The following is a 20,957-nucleotide window of genomic DNA, read 5'->3' as shown; positions in this document are numbered from 1 at the left end:
CTAAAACTAACAAATAGAAATGGTGTAATTTTAAGAGTAATCCTGTAATATCAAATAAATTCACAGCAGATCTCCAACTATGTATTTTTTACACAATAAAATAAAGATTGAACCGAATAATGCACCTTATTTAAATGTCGTAATAAAAGTCCAGCAAAATAAAATTGCTGAACTTTTATTCTTTATTCTTTCCTAGTCTACCTAAGCTATCTTTAATAGTTGTTTCCCCAAGTTGAGTATATAACAATGCTGTATCTTGACTAGTATGTCCAAGTTGCTGCATCACTTGTAACGAGTCTTTCTCTTCCATGTATAACTTATTTGCCAATGTATGTCTTAATTTATGAGGAGACATTCTTTTTCCATAGGCCTTAGTATATTTTTCTACTATATCTTGGATGGCCCTAACTGATAGAGGCTGTGCAGTATGTTTATACTTCGATAAAAACACATTTTTTAATTCTTTTCCTGGTGCATATTTGCTATCTCTAATTTCCGTATACTTTTCAAGATCATTTAACGCAATTGGAGTAATCCATACTGAATCTTCTTTATTTCCTTTTCGTATTACATCAATTAGCCTTTCTTTTATATTTATATCTTCCATACGGAGATCGGCCAATTCACTTACACGAATACCACTACCAAGAAAAAGGGAAAGAATAGCTACATCACGATCTTTGTCTCTTAGAAAATAGAACAATTGATGTTTTGTTAAAGATTTTTCATGTTCGTACTTAACGTAATTTAAAAATTCTTGATCGTCATCATTATGAAATATCTTAGATCTCATACGTTTTGCACGGGCATTTAATGTTTCTTTATCTTTATGTATTTCAATTTTGGCCATTACATTTCTATAAAAATAACATTCTCCTTCATCATTCTCTGATAGGGAAGTAAGGTACTTGAATAAAGACTTTAAGGCTGAAATTTTTCTGTTAACAGAGGAATTCTGCATGTTTTGTTGTAGTTTTAGAAACCTCATGAAGTTCTCAACATCTTTTTTCTTTAAATTCTCCAAATCAGAGAAGGATATGTCTTTAATAGGCTTAAATTCAATAATTTGTTCAGATAATAGCCAGTTAAAGAAGACCCTAAAATCATATACATAATTCAGTAGGGTGGAGGGAGAGGCATCATGCAATTCTTTGTACTCCACAAATTCTTCTATGTAAAAGGGCATTTCATTTAGATTCTCGTATAATTTTTTACGATGTACGGATTTTTGACGTTGCTTGCTGTAATCCATAAAAATCACCTCATATATACTATAACAGAAAAAGAAGGCGAACACAAGTTCGCATTAAATTCAATTTTTACACAAACTTATTTACATAATTAAATTATGAGATGCTAAAATATAATCAATAGTGAAAGGAATTATGTATTTACTCAAATAAAAATTATAGATAATTAAGTGAGAAATTCGTATTTAACCATAAAAAATGGTGGGAAAACTACAAATGTATTTAAAATAAAACAATTTTTATATATAAATTCATGCAAAAAAATCAATATATGAAAACAGTTTAAAATTCGTTATCTAACATGTATTAGTTAATTTAATCATGATTTTGAGGAATTAATTAGTTTAACATAAGAAAAAATCCTATATATTAAAAGGTAATTTACTATGAAATTTTTCAATGAACAGTTCAGTATTTAATAATTTCTATATAAAATATGAATTATATAGCTACATACAAATATACCAAGATTCATGTGATTGAGCTTAAAAGCCCTAAATACGGTATTAGATTTTTATTTAACTATCCTATTGTTCGTAAAATTGGTATTTCGTGCGAAGTTATGGGGTGTTTTTTTTACTTCTTCATATTAACTTTTATGCTCATCTAACACACTACGTCATTCACTTTACCCTTTCATCAGTCTCAGTATCATTTAGTATCATTTAGTATCATTTAGTATCATTTAGTATCATTTAGTATCATTTAGTTTCGGCTACATTCCACTATACATATTAATATTGACTATACGATTGCTTATAGGACATATTCAGTATATATACTTAAATACAAAACAATTAACTCTAATCGCTTAACGCTAAATAGATTGTATTTCTCACAAAACTTGTTTGTCTATGATGTCGAAATAGAGTGTTTCCTTTAGTGCTTTTATATTGTACTTGGTTTAGCTGATCATTCAGCTAAACGTGATATTAATACAGATTTCAAAATATAACTTCTAAAATTCCCTTCGATCTCAATAACACAAGTATTCTTTTTTATTTGAGATTCATTGAACTCTTATGGGGCTATTGTCACATGCCCATCAACTTAGGGAAACAAGTTACCCCCAAAATGATTAAAATATATTTCAAGTCTACACAAGCATGAAATTTCCATTTAGAGGGCATTTTAATACTTTAGTTTGATAGCAAAACATCTATATATAAGGTTTTTGACTAAAATAGGTCTCCAGTCATTACAGCCATAAACTCCTTAAAAAACTGTTCATAATCCATTTGTATTGCAATCCGATGTTTGGGACGATTACCGAATGTTTCTGGTTCAAAAGTAGATCTAAAATCCCCTATACTTTGTCCTCTCGCAGTGTCAAGTACATTAACTGTTACCGCTGATTGATGGTACGTAAAAATATCATCACGATTAATCGCAATTAATGTAAGCGCATCATGAACCGGGCTACCTAGTATTCCAGGAACTTTTTTTTGATAAAATTGATAATAGTAATAGTCTAAAAGAGGCTTTAAAAATTTAGTTTTTCCTTTAGAGTGGATATAATTGACCATTTCTGGTGTTACAATAGCCGATTGTGTAACATTCAACGGATAAATTGATAGATTCTTTGCGTATCTCATTACAATATTGGCAGATCCAGGATCGCCATAAAAGTTAGCTTCAGCTATGGGAGTAACATTTCCTGGATATAGAAATGCTCCTCCCATAATATAATAAGACTGTACATATTCCATCACATCTCCATAAAGGAGAAATAAAGTTGCCAGTGAAGTTAGCCTTCCGGTATTCACAATAATAAGTTCATTTTTATGCTGCTTAATAAGTGTGAGAACCTCAAAAAAATTCTCAAATGTCTGAATCTCTAGTCCTGGGTAAATGGGCCCTATCCCAAATTTACCGTGAACTTCTGGATAAAAAGTTTCAGCTTCTGAAGACATGGAATGCTCCGCCCCACCAAAAACTTTTATATACTCTTTTCCTACGCTTTTAAGTAAAAAGCGAACATTTCTAACAACTTCAGCTTTAGGTACGTTCCCATAGTCTGCAACAATTCCTATAACATCAATTTTATCTGTCAAATGTGCATATATGATAGCTATCGTATCATCAATTCCAAAATCTCCAAAAAACAGTACTTTTTTCCCCATACAATGTTTCTCCTTCATTTTACTAGTTTTTAAAACAGATTATTATTATGTATCGTAGGATAAGATTGTTCCCATATTTTTTTGTAATATGGTATGTAAAGGAATTCATCTAATTAACATACACTTTCGTTAATAATGAGCAAATTCCTTTTGTATGGAATTAAATAGTATGGAATTATTAATCTTAACAAGTTTTGTCTGATACTCTATACTCATTATGTGGTCCTCAAAATGAATAAAATACGTTTTTCTTTCTGTAGAATTATAGGAAAGGATGGCGTTTTTGATATGAACTTATTGATTTTTGATGGACTAGAATTGTTCTCTAAAGAGTTGTAACGTTATATGTCACTTGATGTTTTAGAGGAATTAGCTATAAAGTTTGGGTTTGTGAAACGAAAAAGTAAATACCGCGCACAAGATTTAGTACCTTCTTCTAGCAAGACTTCAACTTTGTATACAAACTATTCATGCTGAGAAATCAATACATAATTGATTTCCCACAATGCTTGCGTTAAATAAAAGGATGCGAAGTCTTAGAATAAACTTCGCATCTTTTTTAATTCTTCCATAGTACCTTCATTTGATACTTCCACCAACTACATAATCAGGATAACTGTCTTTCTTTATGGGTTTACCTAACTTGTTTTATTGTATTTTTTATAGTGTCATACAATGTTTATTATTCTGGACATAGATCAAGTACATCATGAAACATAGTATATTCTACAGTCACCTGAGGGCCAAAAATTGTTACCCCTTCTGGGAATTTGAGACCCATTACAACCTCATTTACTTCTGCATAGGATAGTTGTGTATAATTTTTAGATGTTAAAGATTTAATGACTTGTTGTTCTAACTCCAATTGTTGGATCGTATAGGGCTGTGTGTCATATCCATCTAAAGTGGACATGAGCGACGCATCATCAGGACAGGCCACTGAAAATTCATGTTGTAAGTAAAATACGGGTGCCAATTTTGAAATTAATAAAGTACTTCTGTATTTTACTTGTAAATTATCTTTTTTATAAGTTTCAAATTTGAATACAAATTTTTCTGCTGGCCATATATCATCATTGTAGAAAGGTGTTGTTTGAATGCGTGCATTTTGAATAAATACAGTTAATTCTTTTGGTAATTCAATTTTGTTTTTACACCTAATTAAATATTCATTCGCGTTACCATTTACATAAAAATATTGTATTGTTTTTTTTACCAATTCATTCATATATAAATCCTTTCTTAACCCATTTTCAAATCATGTCCCCCAGATTTATCAGCCTGTTTTGTTGAGTTTAAATTAAAGTCTACTTCCCCCTGGTGTTTTCCATTCTTATTAAGTACTTCAAATCTTCCATGTTGTGTATCTACAGCATAAAGATTTTTTGTTTTTGAATCAACATATACGTCCCTTTTATTAAGTCTGCTTATTTTATTGTTCTTTTCCCAACCGTTTTGCTCTGCAATGCCTTTTGAGGCTATTTTTATTTCAGCAGCTTTTTCATTTATATTCATTTTTTCGATTTTTTTATCAAAGGCTGCTACATCGAAAGAACCTGTAGATACATTTTTTGTTACATTACCAAGTTTCTGTGCATTTTTCTCGAGATCTCCTAATTTACCAAAGGTACGGCCAATTACTTTTGGTGTACCACCAGTAACTGCAGTAAGCGTCCCCCATACAAAGTCACTTGGCGCATATTTATCATGAGTAAACATTTCCTCGCCCGTAAAGAGCTGTATACCTTGTTTTACTTCTCCAATTCCAGGAGCTAAATCAAGGAATAATGAAGTTTGTTTAGCGGAACGTTTTTGTTCTTCTAAATATTCCAGCTGAAGCAACCTCCATTCATGGTATTACTAATAAAACTGTCCACGATGCACCATCGTGGACAGTAATGTATAAAAAATTATGTGAAGTTACTGCAGGAAAAAGTCTACTTATTTATTGTATAATAGTAATAATAATAAAGTTATTGAATTTTGATTATTAAAAGCTAAGAGCCTTACTACATTCTACGTAGTAAGGCTCTTTAAAGTTGTTTCAAATTACATCCATCTGTTTATATAATACTTAAAAAATGAATAATAAAGTTGTTTACTTCTTATTGAACTAACGCATCTGTTCGTTTAAGTGTAACTCTTTACAATTACTTGATATTATATAGGTGAATAGAAAGATAAATTAAAGTTTAGTTTCGTAGTTGTAAAAGGAGGTTATTTATATTATTCTCTTATAATTTTCCAAAAAGGAGAGTTTATGAAAAAGATTATTGTTTTTGTATTAACAATATTTATATTATCCTCAGGATTCGCAACACAAAGTTATGCGTTGTCAGATTCGCAATCTGCGGCAATACAAGCGTTGCTAGATGATGCCTGTCGTATATCAGGTGTGCCGGGAATGTCAATCTCAATACTTGCTGATGATGAAGTGTTCTACTTTTCTTCAGGGTATGCAGACCGTGAAAAGGGTTTGTCTGCAAGTGAAAATACACTCTATGAGTTAGCCTCAGTCAGTAAAGCTTTTACCGGTATGGGTATTATGCTGTTGGAAGAGAAAGGGCTGCTCTCAATGACTGACCCTGTCCAAAAATATTTACCTTGGTTTACGTTAAAGTATCAAGGGAAACCTGTTGATATGCAAAGTCTTACACTAAATAACTTTCTTCACCATACCAGTGGTCTAACAAATATTAGGCATACTCAAAATATTCCACAAGGCAATACACCGGATATGTTGCAAAAGACCGTGGAAATGCTCGTGGATGCTGAATTGGCGTTCCCTCCCGGTGAACAGTATAACTATGGAACCGTTAATTATGACGTATTGGGTTTGGTTATTGAGATTGTGTCGCGGCAAAGCTATGAAGACTTTATGAAGGAACAGGTATTTCAGCCATTAGGTCTTCACCAGACGTATGTTTATAAAGAAGATGCTCAAGCGACTGGGCAGTTGGCACAGGGCTACCGTTCTTCCTTTTTTATGACAACTCCATTTAAAGCTCCGGATTATGCTGGGAATAAACCGGCAGGCTACATCATTTCTAATACAAAAGATATGGCGCGTTGGATGGGCATACAGATGGGTATTGTGCAGGACATACCCGGAATATTTCACACGGTTATCAAAAAATCACATAGGGGTGATATGTCTGTTCCGGCTGTCAACGGTATGTATTATGCGGCAGGTTGGTCCGTAAACGCCGAACAAACGATTATAGAACACACTGGGGGCAATCCAAATTTCAGAACCGAAGTAGCCATACTGCTAAATGAACGAACAGCCGTCTCCTTGCTGAGCAACGGCGCAAATACCAATATAAACATGGTACTAAAAGTTAAAGATATATTAGAAGGCAATCTAACTCAGTCATATGAAATAAGCGGCACACAGCTTTTGGATATCATTTTGTCGTCTATCACAATTATCCTTTGCCTATTGACCGTTTTGCTATTTCTCTTAGGATTGCGCAGAAGGAAAACGAATGAACGGCAGCCAATGACAAAAAAGAGAATAACCGTAACAGTTATTTTCCTGATCGCTACGATTGTCCTGGGTATACTGTGCTGTGCTTTCGATTGGTCAACAATACTTATTTGGCAAACATATAGTGTTCTTACAGCTTTGATTTCGTCAGTATTATTAACAGCAAGCATTACATGGTTTGTATACACTCACCGATAAAATACCTCGCTCCCAAGATAAGCAAAATGTTAAGTAATTAAATTTCAATTTATCGGTATGCTTAATTTGAAAAACATAAGACACTTCGGTGTCTTTTTTAATATCATCGACAATTTTCCCAGTCAAACCTAATTACTATTACTTCCACTAACCTGCTCCGTTCGTGGAATAAGGATTTTTAAACAACTTTATTATTTCTGCACATTTATAACGCTGAATTTGATTTAGGCATGATAGAAAACACTTGTATTGCTTACAATGTAGAATTTAAGGATTTTAAATCCACATGTGTTATGAAAATGTACGGCGATTATGTTGATTCAAAAAAATGGATTTCATTAAGTGATGCAACGGAATTAACGATTAAGCATCGAGCAGCAGCTGACTGTTTTGCTGTCCTGGAATTATTTCAACAACTCAAAAATAATCAAATAGATTAAAATACTGTAAATAGGGATAAATTACTAACATAAAAATAAGCACATCCTGTAAAAACAGATGTGCTTATTTTTTAATTTTTATGCGTTTTTACGTTTTAAGAAAATAACTCCACCAACAATTAACAGTAATGCACCTGCAGCCATAGAGATCCAACTTGTTAGGTCAGCACCTGTTTGCGGTAACCATCCAATTTTAGATTGAATTACTTTCTTAGGTTGTGGTTGTTCTTTCACTTGCTCTATTGGTTGTTCTGAAGTTGGAGTATTTTTATCTTGATGCGGCTGTTCTGGTTTAGGTTGTTCCGGTTTTACTTCTTTAAATTTCACTGTTTGACCCTTATCTTCGATGTCAACGTGAATAGCTACCAAGACATTATCTTGATACAATTCTTCAAACACTACCACTTCTTTACCTTGTAATGCAGAAGCATTAAATGTGAAATCGAGTGCAATAGAACCATTTTTCTCTTTTGCAGTAAACTTAGATTCTACTGTTATTTCTTTACCATCAACTAATAATGGCTTGTTTGTTGTTTTATCCATTAGTTTACCTCTTACTACGTACTCTTTACCAACAATCAAGTCTTTGTATTCCACTTTATCTTGGATTGTTACAGTTTTAGAAGCGTCTAACTCTTTAGAACCATCAGCTTTATTTGTGGCTGTCGTTTTAATAAAAGGCTCTACAAATCTAACTGTTTGACCTACATCGTTAATGTCAGCGTGAGTTGCAATTATTTGCCCTTCATGCAATAAGTCTTCAAACACAACTACTTCTCTTCCTTGCTGCTCAGCACCAACGAAAGTAAAGTCTAATGTTACAAAACCATTCTTTTCTTTTGCAATAAATTTAGTCTCAGCCGTTACTTCTTTACCATTAATTAATAATGGTTCGTTAATAGCTTTGTTCATTAATTTACCTTTTACAGTGTACTCTTTACCAACGACTAAGTTAGTGTACTCCACTTTATCCTGGATAGTGATAGAATCCTTTGAATGAATCTCTTTTCCACCATCAGCTTTGTTTGTAGCAGTTGTTTTTACTGATGGCTTAACGAACTTAACTGTTTGGCCTTTATCATTGATATCAGCATGTGTAGTAACAACTTTTCCGTCTTTTAGTAACTCTTCGAATACTACTACTTCTTTTTCTGCTAAACCAGTTGCATCAAATGTGAAGTCTAATGTAATAGAACCATTTGTTTCTTTTGGTGTAAACTTAGTTTCAGCCGTTACTTCTTTACCATTTACAACGAATGGTTTATTAGTCTTTTGATCCATTAATTTACCTTTTAAAGTGTACTCTTTACCTACTAGTAGGTCTTTGTATTCCACTTTATCTTGGATTGTTACAGGCTTAGAAGTGTGCATTTCTTTTGTACCATCTGTTTTATCAGTTGCTGTTGTTTTAATTGAAGGAACCTTTTCATCTTTTACGATATGTTTAATGATTTGACCATTCTCTTTGATCTCAAATGAAAACGTCTCTTCATTTAAGATATAACCTTGTGGTGCAAAAGTTTCTTTATATGTGTATTTTCCAAATGGTAACTTTTCAAATTTTGCGATACCTTTATCATCTGTTTTTCCTTTCACTACTTCTTTTCCTGATCCGTTATAAATCGTAAATTCCGCATTTGGAAGCTTGTTGTTGCCATTCGCAACATCTACCTTTGTAATTTCCAAATCACCTTTGATAAGATGATTAACTGCTAATAGCTCAATAATTTTTCCATGTTCTTTTATTTCGAACAAAATTGGTTCTTTAACAAGAACGTAACCATTTGGAGAAGTCTTTTCTACAAATGAATACTTACCATACAATAAATCTTTGACGTTAATCTCGCCATTTTTATCTGTCTTATATTCCCCAATTACTTTTCCACTTGCATCTTTTAACTCGAATACTGCACCTTCTAATTTTTTACTAATATCTTCGTTATCTACTTTTAGTAGTTTTACACTACCTTTTACTTCGGTGTTTTCTACTGTAAAAGTAAGTGTTTTATTGTGCTCTTTAATTTCAAAAGGATACTTTGTTTTATTTCCAATATATCCATTTGGTGTTTTTGTCTCTAAGAAATAATACTTACCAAATGTAAGGCCTTCAACATTTGCAATTCCATTTTCTTTTGTTACTGCCTTTTTCACTTCTTTTCCATCTTCAGTAAAAACAGTGAATTCAACATTAGGTAGTACTTTACCTGAATCACTAAGTTTTTTTATTTCAATGTTCCCTTTTGCTTTGTTGTTTACTATTTGAACAGCCCCTGTTTCTCCTGTCTTAACCTCAATAGTTTGTGGTTTATCACCTAAAACATAGCCTGTTGGCGCTTTTATTTCTTTTACAGTATAAGTACCAATGGGTAGATTATTTAATTCTGCAGTACCATCAGCACCAGTCGTGATTTTTCCAACTGATTCATTATTTGCATTAAAAACCTCGAATACCGCACCAGCTAATACTTCTCCATTTTCTCCAACTTTTTTAATTTTTAAAGAACCAGCAGCTTCCCAATTTACTGCAAGATCACTACTAAGCTTTTCTTCATTTCTTTCTAGTAGTACTGTAGCATTCTGAACAGTATCAGTACCGCGGTAAGCAATTGCTTGAACTTTAGTTAAATTAGCAGCAACACTTAGGTTAAATTCACCTGTTCTTGTATTTTTAGGAATTTGGATACGGAATTTTTCTCCAACTGAAAGCTGATCTCTCACTTCCCCATTTTCACTAACAATTTTAACTCCATTAGGTGCATTTTTCGCTACTACTTTATAAGAGCCACTCTTAGCGTTTGTTTGTACTGTATACAAATTTGTTTCAAAAAACTCACCTTTTAATTCTGCTTTCTGCTTTTCAGCAGGAATCACGTTCATAAAAATATCTTGAGTATCTTGGCTATTATTTGCTGCATTGATAATTGCCTTAGCCGCTTTTTCAACATTTTTATTCGCATGTTTTAGTTCATTTACCTCAAGTTGACCTAATGCATTCCAAACTGCAAGCTGAGTCGCGTAATGTGCTTCATTCTGACTAGCTACTCCCAGCTGCCCGACACTTTTTTGTGGGAAACCGTTTAATAGGACCCTATATACTATATTATCTGTTTTCCCCATTTCAGGAAGATCTTCACCATTTGGTGATTTTAGTCCAAGAGTTAAGCAATACGCAATTTTACCGCTAGAATTTTTAATCATTTCGGTTCGAATGTACTTGCCTAAACTATTACTATAACTCCAGTCCATAGAATATTTCTCGTGCGTCATAACCTCTGCACTAGCCCTTGGTAAAAATACATTAAGGAATAATGCCAGTACTGATAATAATGTAAAAACTTTTATAATAACTCTCTTACTCAATTTTGAAACCTCCCTAAAATAAATTAATCTGAGCTTATATCGCAATATCTAAAACATTCACGATCAACCCGACTCTCATTATAAAACAACAAATTCTAAATATTAAACAAATTGATTAAATAGTCAAAAAAATTACACATTTTCATGTTTTTCAAGTTTTTATCTGATTTTACTATATACAAATTCTGAAAAATCCTACGATTAACAAAACAAAAATGTATGTTAAGTATGTAAATACAATTTATTTACTCAGGTTATTATTCTGCTAACGTATACACCCTTTACTACAAGGAAATCAGAATACGATTTTGGCAGATATATTGTGCTAGTAAACCTTTATAGAACATATAAGAGCCCTCCCCATTCAGGACGGCTCTTACATGTTCTATAAATGAATTCAATTTTATAAACTGAGTTTTGTATGATAAATTTCAATAACTTTTTAAAATATTCATTTGATATAGATTGAAGTTCGCATTGTATTAAATGGAGCGTTAATAGATGTTTTTTGGTATTCAAATGTTCCCTGCTGATGCCCAGAAGCATCCCACTTATAATACCAACCAACAATTGGTTTTCCACCAATTATAGTAGAGCCAATACTTTTCACATTAAAACCATTCATTTTCGCAAATGGGTTTTGACCATATCCCATTTCCTTCGTAGTAATATATAAGTATTTTCCCCCGTGGTCACGTGTTGTGCTAAAACTGTTTGGATTAATCGTTTCTACTCCGCCCTGCTCTGACTCTACTTGTACGACATTTAGTGAAGTAAGTGGTGCTGCAGGTCCAGCAGAAGCTTCTGTTGCCATTCCTAATCCGACAAACGCAGTAATTGCTAACGATGAAATACCAAGTGCTGCTTTTTTAAACATAAAAACATCCCCTTCCATCTATTGTTTTCTCTTTCATTTCCAATATAATCCTATTAATTCTATAAGTATATAGTTTGAAACTATAGAAAAATTAGTGGGAATATTCTATCTTATGTTTCTGCAGTTATATGATCTATTCAGATACACTTCTAACCTATGAACCTATTTGGTTTTTGTTTTGATTCATCCTTCCATGCCTTATTATGACCATTATCTCTAGAGGCATATTATAAGATGAAGAAAGAAACGAGAGAAAAAGAAATTTTATGGATGTATTGAATCAGAAAAGGATTGATAATGCAAGATTGCATTTCTTATTTGGATATATTGATGTGCAATTAAATAGAACTGCTCAACATTTTTCGTTAAAGATAGTCTTTCAACTTCTAACTACCTAGTGAACTCAAGTAAACGCATCTTAAGTCATTTTAATAGGTATAAAAAACACCTTATTTGCTATAAGGTGTTTTTTATATTTGGGGTACCGTTACACATCCATCAACTTAAGAATTTTATAACACCCCAAAACAAAATTTTAAATTTTTCTACAGTTATTTATGTAAATTCAACTCGTTTTTTTCGTTTTCGGGAACAATGCATTTCTTAAGTTAATGGCGATGTAACAGGCCCCCCCATTTGTTCGGATGCTTTATCTGACTTTTCTATATTCATAAATTGATAATATTAAACCTACTACAAAAATAAAGGAAATACTACAAATACCAATAGGATAATTAATAAAAGTTCTTCCAATTCCTTCATGAGGACTAAATATTAATGGTACTATCCAAGGATACAATACATTCCCATGTACATTAACTAAAATTAAATTCAAAAATAAAACTATACAGATCAGCAAGACTACTGTGAGAAAGCTTTTCCATTTAATCGCAAAAAATGACGCTATAGGTATTAAACAAAAATGCATAATCGCCATTAATGAAACTATTTTAAGCTGTTGAATAAATAAACCATATGTAAAAGGAAGATCAGTAATTAACATACCTAAAAAGAAAGGAAGAAAGAGCAGTATAACCATTGTAAAAACAATAAAGCTAAATACAATTTGCAATTTACCGCAATAAAATTTTAATTTAGGAATAGGACTTGTAAATAAAATAATATTTGTCCCTTCTTGATATTCTCTAGCAAATATATATCCTGTAAAAATATAAAAAATAGCAGTACCTGTCATAATGTTAAAAAACATATAATTTGTCTTATAATATGCGTTCCAACCTGTTTCAGTAATAGAATATTTAGGATTAACGGCGTAAATAAAAAATACAAGTAATATAGGAATCAATTGCAACGCAGTAGTAATATATATTAATTTAGAACCTTTAAATTTAATAAGTTCAGATTTTATTATCGATTACACTGATTAATCCCTCCTGTTATTTGCATGAAATAATCCTCTAAATCAAGATAATCATAATTTATGGGTCGAGACAGTTGTTTAGCTTCTTCTACAGAAGCTACAAATTTATCCCAGGGCATGACTGTTTCTAATACCACAAAAGGATTCACATTTTCTTCTCAAGCTTTAATTAACGCAGTTCCTAAGTCTGCATAATGAAGAATTTTTTCATTTAGCGCTTTTCCTTTTTTTATGGATATCCTCTTGCTGCTTTCTTCCCTTTAAAAGAAACTAAATCACCTGAGTCCATATAAATATAGAACTCAGGTGATTTAGTTTCACTTTTTAAATACTATCTACTTGGCAGAGGTGTATTTCAAAGGAATAGAGCAAACTTTTTATCAAATGCATATTATTTAGTTTTACTTAAAAATCCAAGAACTTCGTTGAAAGTATCTTGACCAGCTGAAGTATTCATTTTAAATTGAAATTCATGTCCTAACTCCCCAAAAACATTTTTATCAAAGAAAAGACTATCTACTAATACACCTTCTCTTTGTAAAGCAGAAACTAATGCTTTTCCTTGATTTTCAAATGACGCCGTATTACCATCTGTTATAAAAGTTGGTGGATAATTTTTTGTGACATGATCTAAAACTGAGGCTATTTTCGTTTCGTTTAACCCTTCCCAATTTTTCTCACCTAAATACGCCCAACCAGCAGTACGCATAAATTCTTGTATTTCTTTAGTAGATTCTATTTTAGCTAATTCAGACATACTATATGGACCGCAAAATAACAATACACCCTTTATTGTTGTAGGGTCAACAATAGAATCAATCTTAGTTAACTTCGCGTACTCTGCAGATGTTTGAATATTAACAAATTGGCTAGATATCTGTGCCCCAGCAGAATCTCCTGCAAAATATACACGATCTAGTTTCAAGTCATACTTGTTTAAATTTTCTTTTATGTATTCGTAAGCTTCACCTAATTGTAGTACCGGTGTTGGATATGTACTTTTAGGAGCAAGGGCATAGTTGATATTTACCACTATATAACCACGAGAAGCCAGCTCTACCGCATAACCCGTAATATCTGATTTATCCCCTCCCACAAATCCACCTCCATGTACCCAAAAAATAACAGGTGTAGTTTCTTTATGGTTTTTTGGATAAACTAAATCTAATGTACCATCTGGAAATTTAGAATTATAATTAATATCCTTGACTCTTATTGTTTCCTTTAGGGCATTTCTATAATTGTTAGAAGGTTCAAACATCCCACCTTCAAATGCTTTTTTAATTAAAAATGCTTTTGGATATGGCGAAAAATTCCAATAACTGACTCCCATGATACCCAAGGCCAACACTATTATAAGAAATATAAACATCCTTTTTTTCCATAGACCCTTAGGCTTTTGTTGTTTTATTTTCATTTTAAAATTCTCTCCGCTCCTTAAGTGTCTAACCTCAGCCTTTCCTACGAAATTACTTTTATTCATTTAGTTGCTGTATAGTTTGTTTTGTCTTTTCTAATTGTTTTACTGTTAACTCATATTGAGATGATGAGTATACAAAGAAGACAACATCAATTACTAATAGTTGGGCAAATCGAGAACTAGTTGCCGCACTGCGAATTTTCGCCTCAGGGGCACGTGCCGTAAATAAAGATACATCTGCTAACTCGGAAATTTTACTGCTTCCTGAACGAGAAAGGCTAATTGTTTTCAGTCCTAGATTTTTGGCTGCTTTCATTAGCTCTATCACATCACTTGTTTCTCCACTATAAGAAACCCCCCAAAACAATGCATTTTGGGATTGGGTAGCCAATGCGACTGCTAACAAATGTCGATCTGAAATTGCATAAGCTTTTTTTCCTAAACGAATCCATTTCTGTGCTACATCCTCTGCAATAAGAAAAGATGCCCCTACTCCATAAATGTAAATAACTTCTGCTTCTTTTAGAAATTCGACTGCTTTTTCAATAGATTTCGTTTCTAATTGCCCCACAGTATCATGAAGTGTTTGTACTGTATTAGATAACGTTTTATCAATTACGGATTGTACTTTTTCATCAGGTTCAATATCAAAATACCCGACATGATGTATATGCTTTATTTCAGCATATAGGCGTGCTTTCAAGTCTGGAAAACCTGTTACCCCTAATGACCGACAAAAGCGAACAACAGCTGCACTACTTGCTTCTGCTTCTTTTGCTAATTGATGTATTGTCATTTGAGTCACCTCTTTTGTGTAAGAAAGAACATATTGTGCTATCTTTTTCTCAGAGACAGGTAGCTCATCTAAAACTAATTCTATTTGTGTTCGAATACTATTTACCGTCAATTATTCCAACTTCTTTCCTTTTTTTATTTCTTCTATAAAAATTTCACCTATTACTCTCCTTGATTTACCTACCACTTTACGACTTTTGGCGAATATAACGAGAACAAGTTTTTGTAATTGGATCTTATCAGATATCTTTAGTATACAAAAAACGTAGATTTACGCCTACTGACATTCGTCTCCCATCTAAAATTGGTACTTCACAACTTCTCGTTTATAAGGAAGGAGTCTACTGTTGTAGAAAGACAAAAAAGTACGACCATCCAAAGGATTAATCGTACTTTCACAAAATTCCTCACTATTATTCCTGTTCCACCATTGCTTCTTTTGGTACACCAAAGAAATATGTGAGAATAAATCCAGCGGCATATCCTGCAAATAATCCAATGACATAGTTTAGCCATACTCCATTTGCAATTAATGGAACTAGTGCCATACCAGAAGGCCCAATTGCAATTGCACCAACTTGCCCTAATAGACCTATAACTGCTCCACCAATACCTCCGCCGATACAAGCGGTAATAAACGGACGTCCTAACGGTAATGTTACACCATAAATAAGTGGTTCACCAATCCCAAGGACACCAACTGGAAGTGCACCTTTGATCATATTTGTTAATGATTTATTCTTTTTACAGCGGACCCATAATGCAACTGCTGCCCCAACTTGTCCAGCACCTGCCATTGAAAGAATAGGAAGTAATTGTGTTGCACCTGTTGAATTAATCATTTCAATATGAATTGGTATTAATACTTGATGTAGACCTAACATAACAAGCGGTAAAAATGCCGCTCCAAGCACGAATCCTGAGAATACACTACCATGTACCAATACCCAATTAATTGCACCAATTAAATTATTTGATATAAAACCAGCAAATGGCATGATCAAGAAAATTGTAATCAATCCCACGACTAACAATACAATTGTTGGTGTAACAATAATGTCTACTGCATCTGGAACAAATTTACGTAATTGTTTTTCCATAATTGATAATATCCAAACAGCTAATAGAACACCCAGTACCCCACCTTGCCCTGGTGATAATGGTTCACCGTTGAATATATTATTTATTGGAAGATCAGATGTCACTCCTGTTAAAAGAGTCACCCCACCAATGACTCCACCTAGGGATGGAGTTGCTCCAAATTCTTTTGCAGCATTAATCCCTACATAAATAACCAAGTAACTAAATATTGCATTTTTAATAACATTAAAAATGGTTACATACTGCTGCCATGTAGCACTATCTAAATTCCCCGCCGTAATATTATTTGATAAAATCGATGCAATACCAGCAATTAAACCCGCTCCAACAAAAGCTGGAATTAAAGGAATGAAGATATTTCCGATTTTTCTTAGAAAAGATTTGAAAGGTGTATTATTCTTTTTCTTTTGTTCGGCCTTTATTTTGGCACCTTTTGTTTGTAAATCTTCAGCAGAAGATGTTGTCGAACTAACAGATTCTTCCTTCCCTTGCGCTACAACAATGTTGAATTGCTCTGATACTTTTGTAACAACACCTGGCCCAAGAATAATTTGATAGGTTTCATCATCAACAACTCCAAGAACTCCGTTAACTTTTTTTACAGCTTCTTCATTTATTTGATCCCGATTTACCGGTGTGATTCGAAGACGTGTCATACAATTTGTATAAGATAATACATTATTACTTCCACCAATAGCTTCTAATATTTCTAATGCCATATTATGATATTTACTCATGATAAACACCTCGCTCGTTTTGACTATTTAACTGCTTGACGAATAAAACCCTGAGTCTCTCCTAATCGCTGTATAGCTTCTTCTTTTGAAAAACCTGCTAAGATCATTACAATTGCAACCTTGGGCTTATTATCAGCCTTTGCTAAATATAATTCCGCTGTTTCATAGCCACAAGATGTAGCCTCCATTACAATACGTTTTGCACGCTCTATAAGCTTTTCGTTTGTTAATTGTACGTCTACCATTAAATTCCCATATACTTTCCCTAACCCAACCATAGATGCGGTTGAAAGCATATTACAAATTAATTTTTGAGAAGTACCAGATTTCAATCGAGTAGACCCAGTTAATACCTCTGGTCCATTATTAACCTCAATCTTAATTTTTGCCTCTTTTCCAATTGCGGAACCCTTATTACAACTTACAGCCACTGTTTGCGCCCCAATAGAATTCGCGTATTCTAAACCGCCAATCACATAAGGTGTACGTCCGCTAGCAGCAATTCCAACTACCACATCTGTATTTTTTAGATGCATGTCCTTTAAATCTTGAATTCCTAATTCTTTACTGTCTTCTGCACCTTCTACTGCTTTGATAAAAGCTTTCTTACCACCAGCAATTAATCCAACTACTTCTTCAGGGGCTGTCCCAAAAGTGGGCGGACATTCAACTGCATCTAACAACCCAATGCGACCACTTGTTCCAGCACCAAGATAGATTAAGCGTCCTCCTTTTCTCTTCGCCTCTATAATTGCTTCTACTGCTGTTGCAATTTGTGGAATTTCTAACTTCACTCTGTCCGCTACTTTTGCATCCTCTTCATTCATGACTGTAAGAAATTCTATTATCGACATCTCGTCTAAGTTCATAGTTTTATCATTACGAGCTTCTGTTGTTAATTTTTCTAACATGTATATCACCCTTTTTTATTAAATTAATTGTCTGAGAACGTTTTCTTTATTGCAAATATAGAATAGCATTTTTGAAATTAAATTTCAATATTTTTATATTTTTTTAGAAATTAAATTTCAAAACTTATTAATTCCTCAGTAAAATAAAGGCTATTTTTTATTACATATACACTCTAATTAAGATCTTTCACTAACTTAATAACCATTAATGTATAGATGATGAAATGAAATTTTCTTACGTCAATTTGACTGCTAAAATTACTGATTTAGGTTTAAGTTTTTTTACGATTTGTTATCTTAATGAACATAGGACACTTTCTCTAAAAATAATGAAAAAATATACCAAACTAATGAATAAATTTTAATCATTTAAAATTAATAAATATATCGTACTGATATACATAAAGGAGGTGTACATCATGACCTTAAATAAAATGAGCATAGACACTAAAAATAATAAAAATGTTGAAATCATTCAAACAAACAACTTACAGGAACTCAAGTGCAAAATAGAAGAAATTTTTGATGTTTGTGCAGATTTAATTGAACATCCTCTACATTTAAAAACAAAAACCAATGTTTCGCTTTATTATTTTGAAGGTCTTACGGATACTGTTACATTAAAAGAAAATGTTATCAAACCATTATTAGAAAAATATATTATAATATACAAATATTTAATTTCTATATGATTGCTGCTTATACAAAAATAGTATATACATGGAATGAGATTACAGAAGGATTACTCGAGGGGCAATGTGTATTATTTATGGAAGGAGAAGAAAGAGCACTTCTCATAAATACAAAAGGATGGGCAGAAAGATCAATACAGGAACCTGTTTCAGAAGTGGCAATCAAAGGTTCTCATGATGGATTTATTGAAAACGCCTCTAAGAATATAGGGCTTATTCGAAGATATATTCCTTCTACACAATTAAAAATCAAAAAGCTAACAATAGGAGAACGTGCTACTACTTCTATATATGTACTTTACTTAGGGGATGTAGCTAATAAGATGTAGTGCAGGAAGTACAAAAAAGGATTTGTAAAATTAAAACAGATACGATTTTAAGCATTGGAGAATTATCTAACTTTACAAAAGATCAAAATTGGACTCCCTTCCCTCAAACTTATTTAAGTGAACGTCCAGATGCCATTTCTCACCATATTCTTGATGGGAAAGTGGCAGTGTTAATTGATAGATCTCCAAGTGTGATGATTGTTCCGATGAATTTAATAGGTTTTTTTCAGACCCCCGAAGATTATAATCTACACTGGCTAATCGCATCTTTTTTTCGCTTATTACGATTTCTAGGGTTTCTTATATCTATATTTTTACCTGCATTATATATTTCAATGGTCACATTTCACTTTGAAATTATACCTTTAGATTTATATATTTCTATTGCATCATCAAGGATTAAAGTTCCGTTCTCCCCTTTAATAGAAGCATTCATTATGGAAATCACCTTAGAAATGCTCCGTGAAGCGGGAGTTCGCGTTCCTTGAGGAGGGAGTCTTCTTATAAAAAGTTAATGAAAGAATTGAAAAAGTAGGCTTACCAACTATTTAAGAATTAAAAAAGCAGGATTATCTCCTCAAACAAAATAAATATATACCATAAAAAAGCCTTTAATCTAAAGGCTTTTTTATTCTAAATTAAACTTTTGAATAATGATTTACTTTGAAGAATAGTAAAAAAATACAGGTTAACAAAAAGCCTAGCAATTACTAGGCTTTTGATGAGTAAAAGAATTACCATATTTATTTAATTCTATTTTCGAAATTCACAAGATTATATATACATTTTAAATAGAAAAGATATATCCATACTAAATTTTTCACATAATTTAATCAAACATAAAATAACTCGTGCTTTTTATTTTAATAATAGTTTACATATTTAAGTTGATGGATATAAGGGACTAACACATTGAAAATGAATTTATACTTTAAAAAATTCTATACACTACAAATCTAGCATTTACTTTCTGTGTACCATTGGTTGATAAATTAGGTAAACTTATAGTATCGCCACTTGCATTGATAATTTGAAGAGTTGCTCCTGTATCTAAAGTTAAAATTCTTGAAACAGATATTTCTCCACCAGTTGGATTTGGAAGTAATATTATATTACCTGCCGTGTTACTTGAACCAACTCCACCTATAATGAAACAAATTGGACTTGAAGAAGGCGAAAAAGAGATATAATATTCAACTTTATACACTCCTGGATCGATTATTGTTATTGTATTAAATGTTGAAAAAGTTAAATTTTGAACAGTATTAACGCTACCAGAAAATCTAACAGGCGATAAATTCAAAACATCCTGTGAACCTGCATTAGATAAGTCTGCAAAAGTTATAGGAATGTTTGGCCCTGTCGGGCCGGTAGGACCAGGTTCCCCTTGAATCCCTTGAACCCCTTGGGGACCTGTTGGTCCCTCTGGCCCAGGCTCCCCTTGGATTCCTTGAACCCCTTGAGGGCCTGTTGGTCCCTCTGGTCCCGGCTCCCCTTGGATTCCTTGAACCCCTTGAGGCCCCATTGGGCCAATCGGACCAGTAATTCCAGGAATCCCTTGTAGTCCCGTAGCCCCAGTGGGTCCCGTTGGTCCAGATGGCCCAGGTGGTCCACCTGAAGGACCTGTTGGGCCAGTAACCCCTGTAGCTCCGGTTGGTCCTGGTGGTCCACCCGAAGGGCCTGTTGGTCCCGTTGGCCCAGGTGGCCCAGGTGGTCCACCTGAAGGACCAGTCGGGCCAGTGTTTCCTGTAATGCCCGTTGGTCCTATTATACCTATCCCTGTTGCACCTGTTGGTCCCGTCGGGCCTATATCCCCTTGAGGTCCCGGCTCTCCTTGAATCCCTTGAACCCCT

The 20,957-nt window shown here is 33.1% G+C and carries 13 protein-coding genes and 4 pseudogenes; 4 read left to right on the top strand and 13 right to left on the bottom strand.

Features of this window, described 5'->3' with window-relative positions:
• Positions 1-175 precede the first annotated feature (175 nt).
• The 4 genes from xerS to DT250_RS03165 form a co-directional block, all read right to left on the bottom strand.
• Positions 176-1,252, bottom strand: a complete 1,077-nt coding sequence (xerS, locus tag DT250_RS03180; RefSeq protein WP_149212489.1) for a tyrosine recombinase XerS — start codon at positions 1,250-1,252, stop codon at positions 176-178.
• Between the two features lie 1,176 nt (positions 1,253-2,428).
• A complete protein-coding gene (locus tag DT250_RS03175) occupies positions 2,429-3,373 on the bottom strand; it encodes a nucleoside hydrolase (RefSeq protein WP_149212488.1) in 945 nt (314 codons plus the stop codon).
• Between the two features lie 682 nt (positions 3,374-4,055).
• Positions 4,056-4,601, bottom strand: a complete 546-nt coding sequence (locus DT250_RS03170; RefSeq protein ID WP_149212487.1) for a hypothetical protein — start codon at positions 4,599-4,601, stop codon at positions 4,056-4,058.
• Positions 4,602-4,615: 14 nt separating this feature from the next.
• Positions 4,616-5,215 (bottom strand): colicin E3/pyocin S6 family cytotoxin, encoded by a 600-nt coding sequence (locus tag DT250_RS03165; RefSeq protein WP_149212486.1) that lies wholly within the window; start codon positions 5,213-5,215, stop codon positions 4,616-4,618.
• Between DT250_RS03165 and DT250_RS32780 the strand changes: the two are divergent.
• From DT250_RS32780 to DT250_RS03150, 3 genes and pseudogenes are all read left to right on the top strand, one after another.
• Positions 5,194-5,322 (top strand): annotated as a pseudogene (locus DT250_RS32780) (3'-5' exonuclease); the annotation flags it as partial. The gene DT250_RS03165 and the pseudogene DT250_RS32780 sit on opposite strands and share 22 nt — an antisense overlap.
• Before the next feature lie 311 nt (positions 5,323-5,633).
• On the top strand, positions 5,634-7,061 hold the full coding sequence (locus DT250_RS03155) for a serine hydrolase domain-containing protein (protein ID WP_149212485.1): 1,428 nt from the start codon (positions 5,634-5,636) through the stop codon (positions 7,059-7,061).
• 197 nt (positions 7,062-7,258) lie between these two features.
• Positions 7,259-7,501: pseudogene (locus DT250_RS03150) on the top strand (3'-5' exonuclease); the annotation flags it as partial.
• Positions 7,502-7,579: 78 nt separating this feature from the next.
• On the opposite strand, the gene DT250_RS03145 reads toward DT250_RS03150, so the two are convergent.
• The 8 genes and pseudogenes from DT250_RS03145 to murQ all read right to left on the bottom strand — a co-directional run bounded on the left by DT250_RS03145 (position 7,580) and on the right by murQ (position 18,083).
• Positions 7,580-10,861 carry a VaFE repeat-containing surface-anchored protein gene (locus DT250_RS03145; protein ID WP_149212484.1) on the bottom strand — a complete coding sequence of 1,094 codons (3,282 nt, stop codon included), beginning with the start codon at positions 10,859-10,861 and terminating at the stop codon, positions 7,580-7,582.
• Positions 10,862-11,312: 451 nt separating this feature from the next.
• Positions 11,313-11,738, bottom strand: a complete 426-nt coding sequence (locus tag DT250_RS03140; protein ID WP_048525317.1) for a DUF4879 domain-containing protein — start codon at positions 11,736-11,738, stop codon at positions 11,313-11,315.
• 649 nt (positions 11,739-12,387) lie between these two features.
• Positions 12,388-13,107: an ABC transporter permease gene (locus tag DT250_RS03135; RefSeq protein ID WP_255449982.1), complete on the bottom strand. Its 720-nt coding sequence runs from the start codon at positions 13,105-13,107 to the stop codon at positions 12,388-12,390.
• Between the two features lie 50 nt (positions 13,108-13,157).
• Positions 13,158-13,383 (bottom strand): annotated as a pseudogene (locus tag DT250_RS32080) (hypothetical protein); the annotation flags it as partial.
• 127 nt (positions 13,384-13,510) lie between these two features.
• Positions 13,511-14,536, bottom strand: coding sequence for an alpha/beta hydrolase (locus DT250_RS03125; protein ID WP_149212482.1), 1,026 nt, complete (start codon positions 14,534-14,536; stop codon positions 13,511-13,513).
• A gap of 58 nt (positions 14,537-14,594) precedes the next feature.
• Positions 14,595-15,446 carry a MurR/RpiR family transcriptional regulator gene (locus tag DT250_RS03120; RefSeq protein ID WP_098134548.1) on the bottom strand — a complete coding sequence of 284 codons (852 nt, stop codon included), beginning with the start codon at positions 15,444-15,446 and terminating at the stop codon, positions 14,595-14,597.
• Between the two features lie 301 nt (positions 15,447-15,747).
• A complete protein-coding gene (locus DT250_RS03115) occupies positions 15,748-17,172 on the bottom strand; it encodes a PTS transporter subunit EIIC (RefSeq protein WP_149212481.1) in 1,425 nt (474 codons plus the stop codon).
• Between the two features lie 23 nt (positions 17,173-17,195).
• Positions 17,196-18,083 carry an N-acetylmuramic acid 6-phosphate etherase gene (gene murQ / locus DT250_RS03110; RefSeq protein ID WP_149212480.1) on the bottom strand — a complete coding sequence of 296 codons (888 nt, stop codon included), beginning with the start codon at positions 18,081-18,083 and terminating at the stop codon, positions 17,196-17,198.
• A 419-nt stretch (positions 18,084-18,502) separates the two neighbouring features.
• Here murQ and DT250_RS03105 point away from each other — a divergent pair.
• Positions 18,503-19,589 (top strand): annotated as a pseudogene (locus DT250_RS03105) (spore germination protein); the annotation flags it as partial.
• Positions 19,590-20,035: 446 nt separating this feature from the next.
• Here the strand turns inward: DT250_RS03105 and DT250_RS03100 are convergent.
• Positions 20,036-20,957: collagen-like protein (locus tag DT250_RS03100; RefSeq protein WP_149212479.1), on the bottom strand; the 922-nt coding region annotated here is incomplete at its 5' end.

This window comes from Bacillus sp. AR2-1 (genome assembly GCF_008368755.1).
In the GTDB taxonomy this organism is placed as follows: Bacteria; Bacillota; Bacilli; order Bacillales; family Bacillaceae_G; genus Bacillus_A; species Bacillus_A wiedmannii.
This window is presented reverse-complemented; position numbering and strand designations above follow the sequence as displayed.